General features: G+C 74.7%; 15 protein-coding genes. 4 read left to right on the forward strand and 11 right to left on the reverse strand.

What is annotated here, in order from left to right; genetic code table 11:
* Together ABZY44_RS10520 and ABZY44_RS10525 are read right to left on the reverse strand one after the other, a co-directional pair.
* On the reverse strand, nt 1-979 hold a 979-nt coding region (locus ABZY44_RS10520), incomplete at its 3' end, for an aminotransferase class I/II-fold pyridoxal phosphate-dependent enzyme (RefSeq protein WP_356652196.1).
* 129 nt (nt 980-1,108) lie between these two features.
* The gene (locus ABZY44_RS10525) at nt 1,109-1,681 is read right to left on the reverse strand and encodes a TIGR03086 family metal-binding protein (RefSeq protein ID WP_356652028.1); all 573 of its coding nucleotides are present in this window, start codon (nt 1,679-1,681) and stop codon (nt 1,109-1,111) included.
* A 216-nt stretch (nt 1,682-1,897) separates the two neighbouring features.
* On the opposite strand from ABZY44_RS10525, the gene ABZY44_RS10530 reads away from it, so the two are divergent.
* A complete protein-coding gene (locus ABZY44_RS10530; RefSeq protein ID WP_356652030.1) occupies nt 1,898-2,716 on the forward strand; it encodes a methyltransferase domain-containing protein in 819 nt (272 codons plus the stop codon).
* Nucleotides 2,717-2,813: 97 nt separating this feature from the next.
* Here the strand turns inward: ABZY44_RS10530 and ABZY44_RS10535 are convergent, their stop codons facing one another.
* On the reverse strand, nt 2,814-3,590 hold the full coding sequence (locus ABZY44_RS10535) for an SGNH/GDSL hydrolase family protein (RefSeq protein WP_356652032.1): 777 nt from the start codon (nt 3,588-3,590) through the stop codon (nt 2,814-2,816).
* A gap of 34 nt (nt 3,591-3,624) precedes the next feature.
* A complete protein-coding gene (locus ABZY44_RS10540) occupies nt 3,625-4,194 on the reverse strand; it encodes a PadR family transcriptional regulator (RefSeq protein WP_356652034.1) in 570 nt (189 codons plus the stop codon).
* Between the two features lie 92 nt (nt 4,195-4,286).
* Here ABZY44_RS10540 and ABZY44_RS10545 point away from each other — a divergent pair, with 92 nt between their 5' ends.
* A complete protein-coding gene (locus tag ABZY44_RS10545; protein ID WP_356652036.1) occupies nt 4,287-4,790 on the forward strand; it encodes a nuclear transport factor 2 family protein in 504 nt (167 codons plus the stop codon).
* Here ABZY44_RS10545 and ABZY44_RS10550 read toward each other — a convergent pair.
* Complete coding sequence (locus tag ABZY44_RS10550) at nt 4,787-6,757, reverse strand: DUF5107 domain-containing protein (protein ID WP_356652038.1); 1,971 nt, start codon at nt 6,755-6,757, stop codon at nt 4,787-4,789. The two genes, ABZY44_RS10545 and ABZY44_RS10550, sit on opposite strands and share 4 nt — an antisense overlap.
* Before the next feature lie 211 nt (nt 6,758-6,968).
* Here ABZY44_RS10550 and ABZY44_RS10555 point away from each other — a divergent pair, with 211 nt between their 5' ends.
* The gene (locus tag ABZY44_RS10555) at nt 6,969-7,430 is read left to right on the forward strand and encodes a DinB family protein (protein WP_356652198.1); all 462 of its coding nucleotides are present in this window, start codon (nt 6,969-6,971) and stop codon (nt 7,428-7,430) included.
* A 151-nt stretch (nt 7,431-7,581) separates the two neighbouring features.
* Here the strand turns inward: ABZY44_RS10555 and ABZY44_RS10560 are convergent, their stop codons facing one another.
* Nucleotides 7,582-8,481 carry an arginase family protein gene (locus ABZY44_RS10560; protein ID WP_356652040.1) on the reverse strand — a complete coding sequence of 300 codons (900 nt, stop codon included), beginning with the start codon at nt 8,479-8,481 and terminating at the stop codon, nt 7,582-7,584.
* 4 nt (nt 8,482-8,485) lie between these two features.
* Nucleotides 8,486-9,061 (reverse strand): GNAT family protein, encoded by a 576-nt coding sequence (locus tag ABZY44_RS10565; protein ID WP_356652042.1) that lies wholly within the window; start codon nt 9,059-9,061, stop codon nt 8,486-8,488.
* A 34-nt stretch (nt 9,062-9,095) separates the two neighbouring features.
* Between ABZY44_RS10565 and ABZY44_RS10570 the strand changes: the two genes are divergently transcribed.
* Nucleotides 9,096-9,809, forward strand: a complete 714-nt coding sequence (locus ABZY44_RS10570) for a hypothetical protein (protein ID WP_356652044.1) — start codon at nt 9,096-9,098, stop codon at nt 9,807-9,809.
* Between the two features lie 4 nt (nt 9,810-9,813).
* Here ABZY44_RS10570 and ABZY44_RS10575 read toward each other — a convergent pair whose 3' ends face one another.
* The 4 genes from ABZY44_RS10575 to ABZY44_RS10590 all read right to left on the reverse strand — a co-directional run bounded on the left by ABZY44_RS10575 (nt 9,814) and on the right by ABZY44_RS10590 (nt 14,824).
* Nucleotides 9,814-11,964: a prolyl oligopeptidase family serine peptidase gene (locus tag ABZY44_RS10575; protein ID WP_356652046.1), complete on the reverse strand. Its 2,151-nt coding sequence runs from the start codon at nt 11,962-11,964 to the stop codon at nt 9,814-9,816.
* Complete coding sequence (locus ABZY44_RS10580; RefSeq protein WP_356652048.1) at nt 11,964-13,316, reverse strand: M20/M25/M40 family metallo-hydrolase; 1,353 nt, start codon at nt 13,314-13,316, stop codon at nt 11,964-11,966. Before ABZY44_RS10580 ends, ABZY44_RS10575 begins: the two co-directional genes overlap by 1 nt.
* Before the next feature lies 1 nt (nt 13,317).
* Complete coding sequence (locus ABZY44_RS10585) at nt 13,318-14,151, reverse strand: M55 family metallopeptidase (protein ID WP_356652050.1); 834 nt, start codon at nt 14,149-14,151, stop codon at nt 13,318-13,320.
* A gap of 229 nt (nt 14,152-14,380) precedes the next feature.
* Nucleotides 14,381-14,824, reverse strand: coding sequence for an SRPBCC family protein (locus tag ABZY44_RS10590; protein WP_356652052.1), 444 nt, complete (start codon nt 14,822-14,824; stop codon nt 14,381-14,383).
* Between the last annotated feature and the right edge of the window lie 210 nt (nt 14,825-15,034).

Genomic DNA, 15,034 nt, shown 5'->3' on the forward strand with positions numbered 1-15,034 from the left:
CCGCGGCCACCGCCCCGTGCAGGGCCGCGGCCGCGACGGCGCGGCCGGCGACGGGGCCGGGCTCGTCCAGGGCGTGCGCGGCGGCCCCGGCGACCGGGCCGGCGACGAACGCGCCGGTCGCGGTGAGCACGTCCAGGGTGCGGGCCCGCAGCCAGGTGCCGCGCGGGGTGCCGGGGAAGCGGACGACGGCGGCGGGCCAGCCGGCGGGCAGCAGTGCGCCGGAGAGGTCGAGCAGGACGGCGACCTCCTCGGGCAGCATCTCGGCGGGGCTGAGGACGAGCGTGTCCGTGTCCTGCGGCCGGCCGCCCGGCCCGTCGCCGGGTCCGCGTCCCTGTCCGTCGCCGGGCGGACGGCCCTTCGAGGGCCGGACGGCAGGTGGCGGGTCGGCGGGCCCGCGCACCGGCCGGTGGACGGTGTCGCGCCAGGTCTCGTCGCTGACCACGAAGAGCCCGGCGGACGCGGCGGCCTCGCAGGCCTCCCGCAGCAGCTCGGGCGGCGGCACGGTGGCGGTCGGGTCGTCGGCGACGGAGAGCAGCAGCACACGCGGGTCGCCCCCCTCGGCGCGCACCCGGCGCACGGTCTCCAGGAGGGCGTACGGGTCCGGTACGCCGCCGCACTCGGCGGGGGTGGGCACGTGATAGGCCCGCCGTCCCAGCAGTCGGACCTGTGGAGTCCACCAGGCGGGACAGGGCCGGGGCAGCATCACGTCGCCGCCGTAGGCGCCGAGCAGTGCGAGCAGCAGGGCGGGCGCGCCGGGTCCGGCGGCCACCTGGTCGGGATCGGTCAACAGCCCCCGGCGGCCCCAGTGCCGCGCGGCGGCGGAGCGTACGGGTACGCCCCCGCCCGGGGGCTCGGGCGCGGAACGCCAGGCGGCGGCCGCGAGGACGGCGGTGAGCTCGGGCAGTACGGGCAGGCCGGGCTGCGGGGCGGGCGGACCGTAGCGGACCGGACCGCGGCCCTCGGCCGTCGTGCGCTGGATCCCCGACACCGCGCGCCACCTCTTCCTGCCGTCCCGCGCTCGCCACCCCTGTCTTTATACGATTATTTGTCGCCAGTCGCCCGTTATCGGGATCGGGCGCCCGGACGACGGGCCGGCCCCGGCGACGGCTCAGCCCTTCCTTCCCACCAGGGCGAGCAGCCGCGTCTGCGCGTCCGCCCCGGCCGGCACCTCCAGCGGCGCGTCGTACATGCCGCTCGCGGCCAGCCCCCCGGCGTAGGGCATGACCTCCTTGAGGGAGAACTCGACGAGTCCGTCCGGCAGCCGGTCGTCGGCGCCGATGGCCCGCGCGAGGTCCCAGGCGTGGACGACGCAGTCGGCGGTCAGCTCCGAGCAGTACGCCGATCCGAGCGCGGGCCCGTAGGAGAGCCGGACGGTGCGGTCCAGCGCGCCGGGTATCTCGAAGGCGACGTGCGCGGCGGCCGAGGCCCGGTCCCAGGCCTCGGCCGGGTCCGTGCCGAGGACGTCTCCGGAGAAGGTGCTTCCGATGTCCTCGACGGTGCGGCCGTCCGTGACCATGGGCGGTATCCACAACTGCTCGGCGGTGACGTGGTTGACGAGGTCGCGCACGCTCCATTCGCTACAGGGCGTCGGCGCGTCCCACTGGGCGTCCGAGATGGCGTGCACGTGCTCGCCGAAGAGCTCCAGTGCTTCGGCATGCCGCTCGAGCAGCGGATCCGGCATCGATCTCACCGTCCTTCACCGGGGTCGTCCCTCCCCGGGACTCACTCTCCTCGCACCTGATCCGCTCTGCCACCGACCCTGCCACCCCGCCGCTCAACTCCCTTGGGAGGTGGCGGCCGTGTCCACATGCCAAAACGCATATCTCATATTTCGAACTGATCCCTTACGGTGAGACAAACGCCTCGACAGCACTTCGACGACGAAGGAGCCACGGCCATGAACGCCTCCCACGAGACGGCCGTCTACACCCACGGGCACCACGAGTCCGTCCTGCGCTCGCACCGCTGGCGCACGGCCCGCAACTCCGCCGCCTACCTGATCGCCGCGCTGCGTCCGGGCATGGACGTCCTGGACGTGGGCTGCGGGCCGGGCACGATCACGGCGGACCTGGCGGAGCTGGTGGGGCCGGACGGCCGGGTCACGGCGGTGGACGCGGCGGGCGACGTGCTCGGGCAGGCCGCCGCGCACGCGAAGGAGCGGGGCGTGGCGAACATCGGGTTCGCCACGGCCGACGTCCACGCGCTGGACTTCCCGGACGACTCCTTCGACGTGGTCCACGCCCACCAGGTGCTGCAGCACGTGGGCGACCCGGTCCAGGCGCTGCGCGAGATGCGCCGCGTGTGCCGGCCGGGCGGGATCGTGGCCGCTCGGGACGCCGACTACGCGGCGATGACCTGGTACCCGCGGACGCCGGGTCTGGAGGAATGGCTGGACCTGTACCGGCGGGTGGCCCGCGCCAACGGCGGCGAGCCCGACGCCGGGCGCCGGCTGCGCGCGTGGGCCCGCGAGGCGGGCTTCACGGAGGTGACCTGCACCGCGACCTCGTGGTGTTACGCGACCGAGGACGAGGCCGCGTGGTGGTCCGCGCTGTGGGCGGACCGCACGACGGACTCGGCGTACGCCGGCATCGCCACCGGCGGCGGACACGCGACGGAGCCCGAGCTGAGGGCGATCGCGGACGCGTGGCACGCCTGGGGGGTGTCCCCGGACGCCTGGTTCTCGGTCCTGCACGGCGAGATCATCGCCCGCGCCTGAACCACCGCGCCGAAGCCCTGGCCCCGGATCCGGCACCGGCCGCCCCTGGACCCGTACGGCCGCGACCTGCCGGCCCGCAGGCCGCGGCCGTACGGGGCTACCCGCCCACGGGCCCGCGTACGGGAAGCAGTTCGGGCCGCTTCGCGGTGCGCCCGTCGCCCGAGGAGCGCCCGCGCAGCCGCCGGCCGATCCAGGGCCCGGCGAACCCGACGGCCCACCGCAGTTCCGCGGCGGCCCCCCGCAGGCCCGCCGGAGCCAGGGGCGGCGGCCCCGGCAGCGGGCGGGTCCACGCGTCGTCACTGCCGGGCAGTTCCAGGGCGTGCGCGACGCCGGCGGCGATCATCGCGTGGCCGAGCGGCCCCGCGTGGAGCCGGTCCGCGCTCCACATCCGGGGGTCGGTGCACGCCTCGTACCGGGCGAAGTCGGCGACGGCCACCCCGTGCCGTCCGGCCGCCTGCCGTATCCGCTCGTTGAGCGCGTGGACGCGTGGGGCCGCGCCCCTGGCGAGCGGGACGAGCTTCGCGATGTCGGGGAAGGTGACGGTGGCGACGCGCGCGCCCTGAGCGGTGAGCGCGGCGAACATCGCCTCCAGGTGCCCGGCGACCTCGTCGGCGTCGAACGCGGGCCGCAGCACGTCGTTGACCCCGGCGACGACGGTGGCCAGGTCGGGACGGAGCGCGAGGGCGGGCTCGAGCTGCCCCTCGCGCACCCCCGCCGCGAGCCGGCCCCGCACGGCGAGATTGGCGTAGCGGACGTCGGGCTCGTGCACCGCGATCAGCTCGGCGAGCCGGTCGGCGCACCCGCGCAGCCCGGTGCGGTCGTCCCCGTCGCCGACGCCCTCGCTCTGGCTGTCGCCGAGGGCGACGTAACGCAAGGGGTGACGCCCCGGACCCAGGGGGTCACGCCGTTCATCGCTCGGCACGGTCGGCCCGCCTCTCGCTCAGGATCTTCGTGGTGCGCTCGTACCAGGCCCCGTTGGCCCGCTCGAATTCCAGGCCGCGCAGACAGGTGAGGTAGGGGCCGATCCGTGCGCCGTGGCGCAGGAACTCCTCCTCGGTGCGCTCGCCTCGCATCTTGCGCAGCAGCGCTTCGAACAGCTCGGCCTTGGCCCGCGCGAAGGTGATCCGCTGCGCGAGCTGCGCGATCAGCGCCTGCGTGTCGACGATCTCGGCGGCCTGGACCTTCACGAGCAGGTCGTCGCGGATCGCCGAGGGCTTGGTGGCGGTGGCCGTGAAGCGTTCCAGCTCGGCCAGCCCGGCGGCGGTGACCTGGAAGAGGCGCTTGTTGGGCCGGGTGTCCTGAACCACCTCCCGGCCGGCGATCAGCCCGCCCGCCTCCAGCTTGGCCAGCTCGGCGTAGACCTGCTGCGGCAGGGCGTGCCAGAAGTTGGCCACCCCCGTGTCGAAGGACTTGGCCAGCTGGTAGCCGCTCAGCTCCTCGTCGAGCAGCGCCGCCAGTACGGCATGGCGCAAAGCCATCGGTCCGCCTCCTCGGGGGTCTGTTCACGAACGCCCGGCCCATGATAGTCAAGAAAATGACTAATCACATCGGTGACTATCGAGGAGACGCCATGAGCACGGACACGGGCAGGGACACGGGCAGGGACACGAGCGCAGGCACGACCACCCACCCGACGGCCGCCGACCGGTTCCGCGCCGCCGTAGCCGCCCAGGACCTGGCCGCCCTCGAGGCCCTGTTCACCGAGGACGTCCGGCTCAACAGCCCGGTGAAGTCGAAGCCCTTCGAGGGCAAGCCGGCGGTCATGGCCCTCTTCCGCGTACTCCTGCGCACGTTCGAGGGCTTCCACTACGTCGGCCACTTCGACGGCAGCGCCGAATCCGGCCCCGAGGGCACGGAGGGCCCGGCCACCGTCCTGCCCTTCCGCACGGTCGTGAACGGCCGCCAGGTGCACGGCATCGACATGCTGCACCTCGCCCCCGGCGGCCTGATCAACGAGATCACGGTGATGATCCGCCCCCAGACGGCGGTCATGGCCGTGGGCGAAGCGGTCCTCGCCGGCCTGATCGCGGACGGCATCCTCCCGGCCCCGCCGACCGAGGCCGCCGCCCCTTAGTCCCCCGGCGGCCGCATCCGGAAGTTGTACTGCGCCGGCAGTGGGCGGTTCGTCAGGGCTGACCAGACCTCCGAGAGGATCTCCTCGCCCTCCCGGAGGTCGGCCAGCTCGAAGCCCTCCTCGAAGACCCGTCGGGCCGCCACGACATGGCCCTCCGCCGCCAGCAGCCGGGCCGCCGCCAGGCGGAAGCGGCCCTCGTCGCGCAGGGCGGGCCGGAGCCGGTCCCAGACCGAGCGGGCCCGCGCCGGGTGGCCGGCCGCCAGGAGGGCCTCCATCGCCTCGCGGCCCAGCGCCGACTCGGCGGCCAGCCAGCCCGCCCCGCCCCGGCTCTCCTGGACCAGGTCCTCGAAGGCCTCGGCGTACCGGCGGGCCGCCCGCTCGGGATCCCCGGCCATGCCGTCCGCCACCGCCATGCACCTCAGCAGCGGCCACTGCGAGGGCGCCAGCGCCAGCCCGCGCTCCCAGCTGCGCACCGCCTGGGCGATGTCCCCCGCGTGCCACTGCGCGACCCCGAGGTGGTACTCGGTCAGCGGGTCCGCCCGCGCCGTCTCCAGCATGTCCCGCCAGTGCGGGGCGACCAGGCTCGGGCCGGGCGGCGCCACCCGGCGCGGAGGGGGGAAGACCCCGGTGCGCCACAGCTCCAGCCAGGGTTCCTGCTCCTCGCCGAGCGTGTCCTCGGCGAACGGGGTACCGGGCAGCTCGTGGCCCCCGCACACCACCTCCAGCGCGCCCCAGCCGGAGCCGGCCGCCAGCCGCTCCCCCGGCTCGGTGTCGGCGCACGCGCGCCACGCCTCGTAGGCCGCGTCCACGGCCGCCCCGGGCAGCGCCGACTCCAGCGCCGTCCCTGCCGCGCCGCGCGCCGCCGCCCAGTCCTCGCCGTGCACGGCCGCCGGATCCGCGGACAGCGCCCCGTAGGCCTCCAGCCAGCTGCACTCCGACCCGGCCTCCAGCCGTACGTGCTCCAGCTGGGTCCGGGCCAGCCCGGCCTGGATCTCCGCGTACCCGCCCGTGCCCGGCTCGGTCAGCCACTCCTGCCAGCGCCTGCCGCCCTCGCCCGCACCCCAGACGAAGAGCTTGCGGCCGCGCAGCCTGGCCGTCGACGTCTGTACGAGGCCCTGCCCGTCCGCGTCGAGGGAGGCGATCCAGGGCCTGTGCCCCTCCTGGACCTCGTAGAAGAAGTCGGCCGGGTAGGTGCTGTTCAGCGGGTACGTGCGGTCCGCGCCCTCCCAGGCGGGCACGGGGACGGTCCGCAGGGACCGCTCGTACCCGAAGTGCCAGGCCTCGTCGGCCGGAGCCAGGACGCGCGTGCGCGGGCCTTCGGGTACGGCGATGTTGGACCACCAGTACACGGGCGCGGGGCGCTCGTGCGGATTGCGCACGCGGACGCCGACGTAGAGGAACTCCGAGTCCTCGGGCAGCCAGAGGTCCACCTGGAACGGCAGGTCGCGCAGCCGCTCCCACTCCCACAGCCGCACCATCGCTCCCCCGTCGGGCGCCGGTACGAGGGCCGCGTGCAGCGGGGCGCAGGACAGGGTGGTGTGGCCGGTGGCGCCGAGGTTCCACTCGATGCCACCCGAGAACCAGGCGCCGTTGAGGGCGAAGTTCGCGGGCTGGAACACCGGGTTGCGGTAGAGCAGTTCGCGTCCGGTGGGGACGTGGACGAGCGAGTGGATCCGGCCGCCGAGTCCGGGCAGGACGGTGACGCGCAGGTGCTCGTTCTCGATGACGACGGTCTCGAAGTCCCGCTCCGACCGCTCCCGCCGGTACCCGTCCCGGATCCGGACGGGCAGCAGCGAGCGCAGGGGCTCGTACCCGATCTGACGGGCCATGTCGCGCGGCAGGCCCGCGCGCGAACGCGCGTCGAGCACGTGCACGCCGTCCGGCGCGCGGAGGGCGGGCAGCGGGTTCTCGGGTCCCAACGGGGCTGCGGGCAGGGTCAGTACGGAGCGGCTGACGGTGGTGGCCATGGAGAAAGGGAACACGCCACGGCGGCCGGTGCACAGGGATTCGGCGGATCACCACCGGTCAGGATTACGCAAAGCCCGTCGTGGCGCGGGCCGGTGGCCGACCATGGAGGGCATGGAGGCCATGAACAGCGTGAGCAGAAGAGGCGAGTTCTTCGAAGGGGACGGGTCCGCGAGCCGGTTCACCGGACCTGCGACGGGCGACGAGCGGCACATGCTCACCGGCATGCTGGACGCCCAGCGCGCGACGCTGAGGCTCAAGTGCGCGGGTGTGGAGCGGGAGTTGGCCGAGCGGTCGGTGCCGCCGTCCACGCTGTCGCTGCTGGGGCTGGTCCGGCACCTCGCGGACGTGGAGCGCCGCTGGTTCCGGCAGGTGCTGGCAGGGCAGGAGGCGCCGGCCCTGTTCTCGTCCGCCGCCGACCCCGACGGAGACTTCGACGGTGCGGTGTCCGCGCCCGAGGTGGTCGCCCGGTCGTGGGAGGCCTGGCGGACGGAGGTGGAGTTCGCGCAGTCGTTCACGGCGCGGGCGCCCGACCTGGAGGTGTCCGGCAAGGACGCGTGGCGGGGCGAGGTCTCGCTGCGCTGGGTGCTGATCCACATGATCGAGGAGTACGCCCGGCACAACGGCCACGCGGACCTCCTGCGCGAGCGCATCGACGGCGCGATCGGCCTCTGAGGCGGGGCGCTGCCGGGGGTGGGAGGAGAAGCCCGGTCCGGGCGACCACCCGGGGGGCGCCGGGTCGGGCGCGATCCCGCTCCCGGTCCACCCCGCGCGCCACCCCGCCCGCGCATCACCCGCCCCGCGTACCAGCCCCGGCAGAGCGCTCCTACGCGAACGCCCCGGCCACCAGATCCGCGAGCAGGGCTCCCGCCCGCCCCTCCGGGTCCAGATCCGGGTCGTAGGTGGTGATGTCGAGGCCCACGCAGCGCGGCGAGCTCAGCAAGACGCCCAGCAGTTCGGCGAGTTCGTCCGGGATCAGCCCACCGGGGTCCGGACTGTCGACGGCCGGCATCACCGACGGGTCCAGGGCGTCGGCGTCCAGGTGGACCCAGAATCCGGCGGTGGCCGGTGGCTGCAGCCCGGTCAGGGCGGTGCGGGCCACCGGCCCGGCGCCCCGGTCGCGGATCGCGCCGACGGTCGCGGCGAAGATCCCGGCGGCGCGCAGCTCGACGAGGTCCCGGTCCCCGTCGCGCAGGCCGAAGAGCCGTACGTCCTCGTCGCGCACGTACGGTGCGAGCCCCTCCATATTCGCCAGAGCGGCCTGGCCGCGCCCCGTGGCGAGGGCCAGTCCCTCGCCGCCGACCGCCCCTGCGGGCCCGTTGACGGCTTCGTTGCCGGGGTGGCGGAAGGCGGCGGAGCCGTCGATCGCGGCGATCCCGTAGCGCCCGAGGCGGCGCATGGCGAGCGCGGCGCCCAGCTGGACGGAGCAGTCGCCTCCGAGTACGACGGGGAACTCCCCGTCCCTCAGGTGGCGTTCGATGCGGTCGGCGAGGGCGGCGGTGTACGCGGCGAGGGGTCCGGCGTGGAACGCGCCCGCCCCCTCCTTCCAGTGGCCCGGGTCGTAGCGCGGCGGGACGACGACTCCGCCCTCGCGCGCACCGAGCCGGGCGAGGAGGCCCTGTTCCCGCAGGGCGCCGGCCAGTTTGTAGACGCCCGGTACGGAGCCCGGTGCGGGCGGCCGGAGCCCGAGGTTGGACGGCGCGTCGAGGAGCACGAGGGTTCGCATGGTCTCATCCTGTGCGATGCCGGGCCCCGGGACGAGGCATTTCGGCCGTGATCGCCCAGCGTTCGTGGTCCCGCCAGGCCCCGTCGACGTGGAGGAAGTCGGGCGAGAGCCCCTCGAGGCGGAAACCGCGCCCGCGTACGAGGGCGCTCGAGGAGGTGTTCGCGGGCTGGATGTTGGCCTCGAGCCGGTGCAGGTCCAGCCCGTCCGCGGCGAAGGCGTGGCCGATGACCAGATCGAGTCCCTCGCCGAGCAGCCCGCGCCCCGCCGCGTGCGCGAAGGCCCCGTACCCGAGGGTTCCGCACCGGAAGGCGCCGCGCACGATGTCGTTGACGTTGACGAACCCGGCGATGGCCCCGCTGTTGCGCTCGCAGACCAGGAACCCGGCCCGGCGGCCGTCGGCCTCCTGTGCGAGCCGGGCCGCGTAGGGCTCGTACTCCTGGATCGTGGCGGGCGGGAACAGCCACGGCCGGTGCAGGGCGCGGCTCTCGTGGACCCGGGCGGTGAACTCGGGTCCGTCGGCGGTCCGGAAGGGGCGCAGTCCGACCCTCTCCCCTTCCGCGAGGTACGTGGGATAAGACATCGCCCCAGGCTAGGACCTGTGGCAGGATCCCCGGGTGATCATCACCCCGAACATCGAAGAACTCCTCCTCGCGGCCGCGCACAACAACGCCGCGTGGTGCGCCGCGGTCAGCCGCGACGGCGAGTTCACCGCAGAGGCGTGGGTCAGCGCGCGCCGGACCCCGCTCTACTACCCGGACGCCGTGACCCTCACCAGGGACACCGACGCGGCCGCGCTCGTCGGCGGGATGGACACCGCCTCGCCGGGCGCCTCGGTCAAGGACAGCTTCGCCGCGCTCGATCTGGCTCCGGCCGGCTTCGAGGTGCTCTTCGGCGCCCAGTGGATCCACCGCCCGGCGGGCGCTCCCTCCGCGGCCCCGGTCCTGGAGTGGGCGCCCGTGGCCGGTCCCGCCGAGCTGGACGCGTGGGAGAGGGCCTGGGACGGCGAGAAGAGCACCGGCCTGTTCCACCCGGGCCTCCTGACCGACCACGACGGGGACATCGTCTTCCTCGCGGGCCGTGACGCCGAGGGACGGATCCTCGCCGGGGCCGCCGTCAACCGCACCGGGGAGGTCGTCGGCGTCTCCAACGTGTTCTCCGTCGACGGGACCCCGGACGAGGAGGCGTGGGCGGGCGCGCTGGCCCTGGTCTCCTCGCTCTGGCCCGGCCTCACGGTCGTCGGCTACGAGTCCGGCGACGACCTCGACACGGCGCTGCGCCAGGGCTTCGCCGCCATCGGCCCGCTCCGCGTCTGGGTCCACACCGGCTGAGCGGTCACGGCTCCAGGGGGAGCAGCGGCACGTCGGTACGCTCGAACCCGAACACCTGGGCGTACAGCGACAGCTCCGCTTCCAGCGCCCGGACCATGGTGTCCGCGCGCCGGAAGCCGTGCCCCTCTCCCTCGAAGGCCACGTAGGCGTGCGGTACCGACCGGCCGCGCATCGCGGCGAGCAGCCGCTGCGCCTGCGCCGGCGGGCAGACCGGGTCGTCCAGGCCCTGGAGCAGGACGAACGGGGCGGTGATGCGGTCGGCGCGGGCCACCGGGGAGCGCTCACGGCTGCGCAGCGCCAGGGTCTGCGGCGGTCCGGCGAGGCCGTCGACGTAGCGGGACTCCAGGTCGTGGGTCTCCTCGGCGAAGCCGAGCAGTTCCAGCACCGGGTAGATGACCGCGGCGCAGGCGTAGAGGTCGGTGGCGGCCAGTGAGGCCGCCGCCGTCCAGCCGCCGGCGCTGGCGCCGCGGATCGCGAGCCGGTCCCGGTCGGCGGTGCCCTCGGCGGCCAGTCCGCGCGCCACGGCCGCGCAGTCCTCGACGTCGACGACGCCCCACTGTTCGCGGAGCCGCTCCCGGTAGGCGCGTCCGTAGCCGGTGGAGCCGCCGTAGTTGACCTCCACGACGCCGATGCCGCGCGAGGTGAAGTAGGCGATGTTCAGGTCGAGTACGGGGGGCACGTGGTCGGTGGGACCGCCGTGCGCCCACACCACGTACGGGGGGAGCTCGTCGGCCCGTGCCCGCAGGACGGGGTGGTGCGGCGGGTAGACGTGGGCGTGGATCAGGCGGCCGCCCTGACCCTGGAAGGTCCTGCTCTGCGGCTCGGGGTAGTAGGCCGGGTCGGCCCGCTCGACGCGGTCCGTCCGGCTCGCGCCGTCCGCACGATCCGTCCCGTCCGCACGATCCGTCCCGGCCTCCCCCGAGGGGCCGCGGCCGCCCACCGGCCGGGCGTGTCCGGTGACCGTGTCGAGTTCCACCACCTCGTAGGCGCTGCGGGGGCTGGCCGCGACCCCGTAGACCCGGCTGCCGATGACGGCGAGCGTGGGCTGCCAGGCCGTCCACGGCCCGGCGGCGTCCACCAGGTCCCCGCTCTCCGGGTCGAGCACGCCGAGCACCGAGGAGCCCTGGCCGTGCAGGACGGCGACGAGCCCTCCCCCGGACCCCCCGGACCCGCCGGACCCGCCGGCCCGCGAGGCGTCCCCGGGGAGCGCGGCGATCCACCGCAGTCCGGGCTTCCAGAGCGGCCCGCCGAACTCCTCTTCCCGGGGGCACAGGTTGACGGCCCAGCCGGTCCGCGGGTCCACCTGGTACGGGTTCCACCAGCCACCCCGGTCGCTCACGGCGAGGAGGTTCCCCTCGGAGGTCCACTCGACCTGCGCGACGGCCTCGTCGGGTCCACCGAGTACGGTCCGCGGCCGCACGAGCAGGCCGTCCTCGGTGACGTCGGCGAGCCTGAGCTCCGTTCCGTCCCACGGCATCCGCGGGTGGTCCCACACCAGCCAGGCCGCCTGCCGTCCGTCCGGGGAGAGCCGGGGGCCGGTGGTGAAGCGGTACCGGTCGTCGGTCAGCTCCCGCACCCGCGACCGGTCCTCGGCGGCGGACCCGTCCAGGGGTACGGCGGCCAGGACGCGGCGCACATCGGTCGGTGCGGGGCCGGTGAACTCCTCTAGCACGCACCAGACTTCGTCGCCGCGCAGCACCGGGTCGGCCCAGCGCAGCCCGCCGCCGACCGCCGAGACGGGCGTCAGCGGCCGGGGGACCGGGCGGCCCGGTCCGCCGTGGCCCTCCGGTCCGCCCTGCCGGGCCGCCCCCTCAGGCGCGTCCGGCTCGTAGGCGTACAGCCGCTGGTCCGCGAAGTGGACGAACACCACCAGCGGTCCCCCGGCCGGCCGGCCGCTGCCCGCCCAGGGCAGGCCGCCGTACTCGGTGACCCGGCTGCGGACGTTCCAGGGCGCGGGCAGCACGGAGGTGACGGGTCCGCCGTCCGCCGGCCGGCGGACCAGGGTGCGGCGGCCGCCTTCGGCGGGCCGGGGCTCGGTCCACCACACCTCGGGGCCGACCGCGCCCACGTACTCGGGCCGCCCGTCGAGGGAAGCGGCGAGCGCGGCGTCGATGGGCGAGGGCCAGCTGCCGTAGGGGGCCGTCCGGACCTCCATCACAGGGTGCGCAGCGCGTGGTCGAGGACGCGGACGCCGAAGTGCAGGGCGTCGACGGGGACCCGCTCGTCCACGCCGTGGAAGAGGGACCAGTAGTCGAAGCCGGGCGGCAGTCTGAGCGGGGAGAACCCGTATCCGGTGATGCCGAGGCGGGAGAACTGCTTGGCGTCGGTGCCGCCCGCCATGCAGAAGGGGACCACGTGCCCGTCCGGGTCGAACCTCTCGACGGACTCGCGCAGGATCGCGTACGTCCGCCCGTCCACGGGGGCTTCGAGGGCCACCTCGCGGTGGCGGAACTCCCACCGCACGTCGGGGCCGGTGAGCGCGTCGAGGGTGGCGGTGAACTCCTCCTCGCCGCCGGGCAGGATGCGACCGTCCACATGTGCGGTGGCGGTTCCGGGGACGACGTTGAGCTTGTAACCGGCGCTGAGCATGGTCGGGTTGGCGCTGTTGCGGACGGTCGCCTCGACGAGGGCGGCCGCCGGGCCGAGCGAGCGCAGGACCGCGTCGAGGTCGAAGCCGGGAGCGCGGGGGTCCACCGACATCCCCTGGAGGGCGGCCAGTTCGGTGATGCAGGCGGCGACGGTGTCGGTGAGGCGGACCGGCCACCGGTGCTCGCCGATCCGGGCCACGGCGGCCGCGAGCCGGCTGACGGCGTTGGCCCGGTTGGGCTTGGAGCCGTGTCCGGCGGTGCCGGTCGCCGTCAACTTCAGCCAGGCGGTGCCGCGTTCACCGGCGGCGATGGGGTAGAGGGACCGGTCCGGCCCCGTGTGCACGGTGAAGGCTCCGGACTCGCCGATGCCTTCGGTACAGCCTTCGAAGAGGTGCGGATGGTGGTCGGCGAGGAAGCCGGCCCCGTCGACCGCGCTGTCCTCCTCGTCGGCGGTGTAGGCGATGACGATGTCCCGGCGCGGTCGCACGCCGGCCCGCGCCCAGGCCCGTACGACGGCCAGCACCATCGCGTCCGTGTTCTTCATGTCGACGGCGCCGCGGCCCCAGACCACGCCGTCCCGGATCTCGCCCGAGAAGGGGTGCACGGTCCAGTCGGCCGCCTCGGCGGGGACCACGTCGAGGTGGCCGTGGACCAGGAGGGCGGGTGCGGCGGGGTCGGTGCCCGCGATCCGGGCCACCACGTTGGTGCGGCCCGGCGTCCGCTCCAGCAGCTCCGGTTCCAGGCCGGCGGCCGCCAGCCGTTCGGCGACGTACTCGGCGGCGGGCCGCTCCCGGCAGTCGCCGCCGCCCCGGTTGGTGGTGTCGATCCGGATCAGCCCGGAGGTGAACTCGACGACCTCCTCGAGCGCCGTCGGGTCGACCGGGGACTCCAGGACCGCGCCGGGACTGGGGTCGGACATGTCATCCATACTGTTCCTCCACCGCTGCCGAGACGATCGTCGTGACCGCCTTGAAGGTCCGGATCCCCTCGTACATCGTCGCGCTGGTGTACGCGACCTTGCGCTCGCCCGACGGGGTGACGCCGGGAACCACCGTGGCGGCCATCGCCAGGTGTGCGGCGTCGAACTCCACCTCCAGCGTGAACGGCCCGGCGCGCAACGGCTCGTGGCGGACCGCGAGCCGCGTGGCGGCCGTGGCGGCGGCCCGGATGTCCGCGGCCGTCCGGGCGGGGGTGCGGCACACGGCGGCGTAGCGCGAGACGTGGTCCTTGACGGCGACGGTCATCGCGTGCGGGGCGTAGCCTGTGGCGTCGACGCAGGTCAGGTCGTCTCCGGTGACGAGGACGACCGGGACCCCGTACTCGGCGACCACGTGGGCGTTGAGGACTCCCTCGCTCGCCCGGGTCCCGTTCAGCCAGACCCCGGTGATGGAGTTGGCGAGGTAGGTGTGGGCGAGGACCCCTTCCGCGCCGGCGCCCGTGTGGTAGCCGACGAAGGCGATGCCGTCGACGTCTCCGTGCTGGACGCCTTCGACCATGGAGAGGGACTTGTGCCGGCCGGTGAGCATCTCGACGCGCTCGTCGAGATGCTCCAGCAGCAGGTTGCGCATGGTCCAGTGGGCCTCGTTGACGAGGACCTGGTCGGCGCCGCCGTCGTAGAAGCCGAGTACGGCGGCGTTCACGTCGGAGGTGAACATCGTCCGGCAGCGTTCCCACTGCGGCGTCCCGGGCAGCACGTCGGCGGGCCAGGTGACGCCGGTGGCGCCTTCCATGTCGGCGGAGATGAGGATCTTCATCGGGCCCCCGGGCGGTAGGTAGCGCTCAGGCCTCCACACTAACCGCCCGGACCCCACGGGTCCCGGGGCCACGCCAGAGCGCGCCGCCGCCGCGCCCGGCCGAGTCCACGACCCGCCCCGTCCCGGTTCGACCCCGCCGCGGGTCTCCGGCACGGCCTCGGCGGCGCGGGTCGCCCAGTTCACCCGATCCGGTGAGGCCGCGTCCCGGCCCCACCGGCAACGCCCTTGCTCAGCGCTTGACTTCGGCGGCCAGGTTGGCGAGCAGGGTGTCGTAGATGCGCGCCAGGCCCTTGGGCGCGAAGGTGCGCTCGAAGAAGCCGCCGATGCCGCCCGCGCCGTTCCACACGGTGGTGACGACGGCCTTGGACCTGCCCTCACCGGCCGGGGTGACCGTCCAGGTGGTGACCATGGAGGAGTTGCGGTCCTTCTCCACGAGCTGGCCGTCGGTCGGCTCGCTGACCTCGAGCAGGCAGTCGCGGACCCGCTTGCTGGTGGCCTGGAGCTTCCAGTGGACGAGGGTGCCCTCGCCGTCGCCGCCCTCGCGCACCTCGTACTCGCTGAAGTGCTCGGGCAGCAGCTTTCCCCGGGTGCCGGCGTAGTCGGCCAGCGCGTCGAACACGGTCTCCGCGTCGGCCTCGATGATCCGCTCCGTGGTGGCCTCGACCTGCGCCATGGCTGTTCCTCCAGCAGTTGTGTCCGTCGTCGCGGCAAGCCAACCACCTCCGGGGCGGGGGCCCAAATCCGGGCCGGACGCGGCAGCGGACGCCGACGCCGACGAGGAGGGGTGCGGTCCGTCAGTGCCGCGCCGTAGGCCGCCGCGCTCGCGGGCCTCGCCGTCGCCGACGGGGTGTGCGGACCGGCGCCGGGGCCGTCGCGGGCTCCG

Source organism: Streptomyces sp. NPDC006544 (assembly GCF_040611715.1).
Taxonomy (GTDB): Bacteria; Actinomycetota; Actinomycetes; order Streptomycetales; family Streptomycetaceae; genus Streptomyces.

Bases quoted from the DNA above. Each gene is read 5' to 3' on its own strand.
- ABZY44_RS10525 (WP_356652028.1), bottom strand. From the start codon at position 1,681: ATGCCGGATCCGCTGCTCGAGCGGCATGCCGAAGCACTGGAGCTCTTC.
- ABZY44_RS10530 (WP_356652030.1), top strand. From the start codon at position 1,898: ATGAACGCCTCCCACGAGACGGCCGTCTACACCCACGGGCACCACGAG.
- ABZY44_RS10540 (WP_356652034.1), bottom strand. From the start codon at position 4,194: ATGGCTTTGCGCCATGCCGTACTGGCGGCGCTGCTCGACGAGGAGCTG.
- ABZY44_RS10545 (WP_356652036.1), top strand. From the start codon at position 4,287: ATGAGCACGGACACGGGCAGGGACACGGGCAGGGACACGAGCGCAGGC.
- ABZY44_RS10550 (WP_356652038.1), bottom strand. From the start codon at position 6,757: ATGGCCACCACCGTCAGCCGCTCCGTACTGACCCTGCCCGCAGCCCCG.
- ABZY44_RS10555 (WP_356652198.1), top strand. From the start codon at position 6,969: ATGCTCACCGGCATGCTGGACGCCCAGCGCGCGACGCTGAGGCTCAAG.
- ABZY44_RS10560 (WP_356652040.1), bottom strand. From the start codon at position 8,481: ATGCGAACCCTCGTGCTCCTCGACGCGCCGTCCAACCTCGGGCTCCGG.
- ABZY44_RS10565 (WP_356652042.1), bottom strand. From the start codon at position 9,061: ATGTCTTATCCCACGTACCTCGCGGAAGGGGAGAGGGTCGGACTGCGC.
- ABZY44_RS10575 (WP_356652046.1), bottom strand. From the start codon at position 11,964: ATGGAGGTCCGGACGGCCCCCTACGGCAGCTGGCCCTCGCCCATCGAC.
- ABZY44_RS10580 (WP_356652048.1), bottom strand. From the start codon at position 13,316: ATGTCCGACCCCAGTCCCGGCGCGGTCCTGGAGTCCCCGGTCGACCCG.
- ABZY44_RS10585 (WP_356652050.1), bottom strand. From the start codon at position 14,151: ATGAAGATCCTCATCTCCGCCGACATGGAAGGCGCCACCGGCGTCACC.
- ABZY44_RS10590 (WP_356652052.1), bottom strand. From the start codon at position 14,824: ATGGCGCAGGTCGAGGCCACCACGGAGCGGATCATCGAGGCCGACGCG.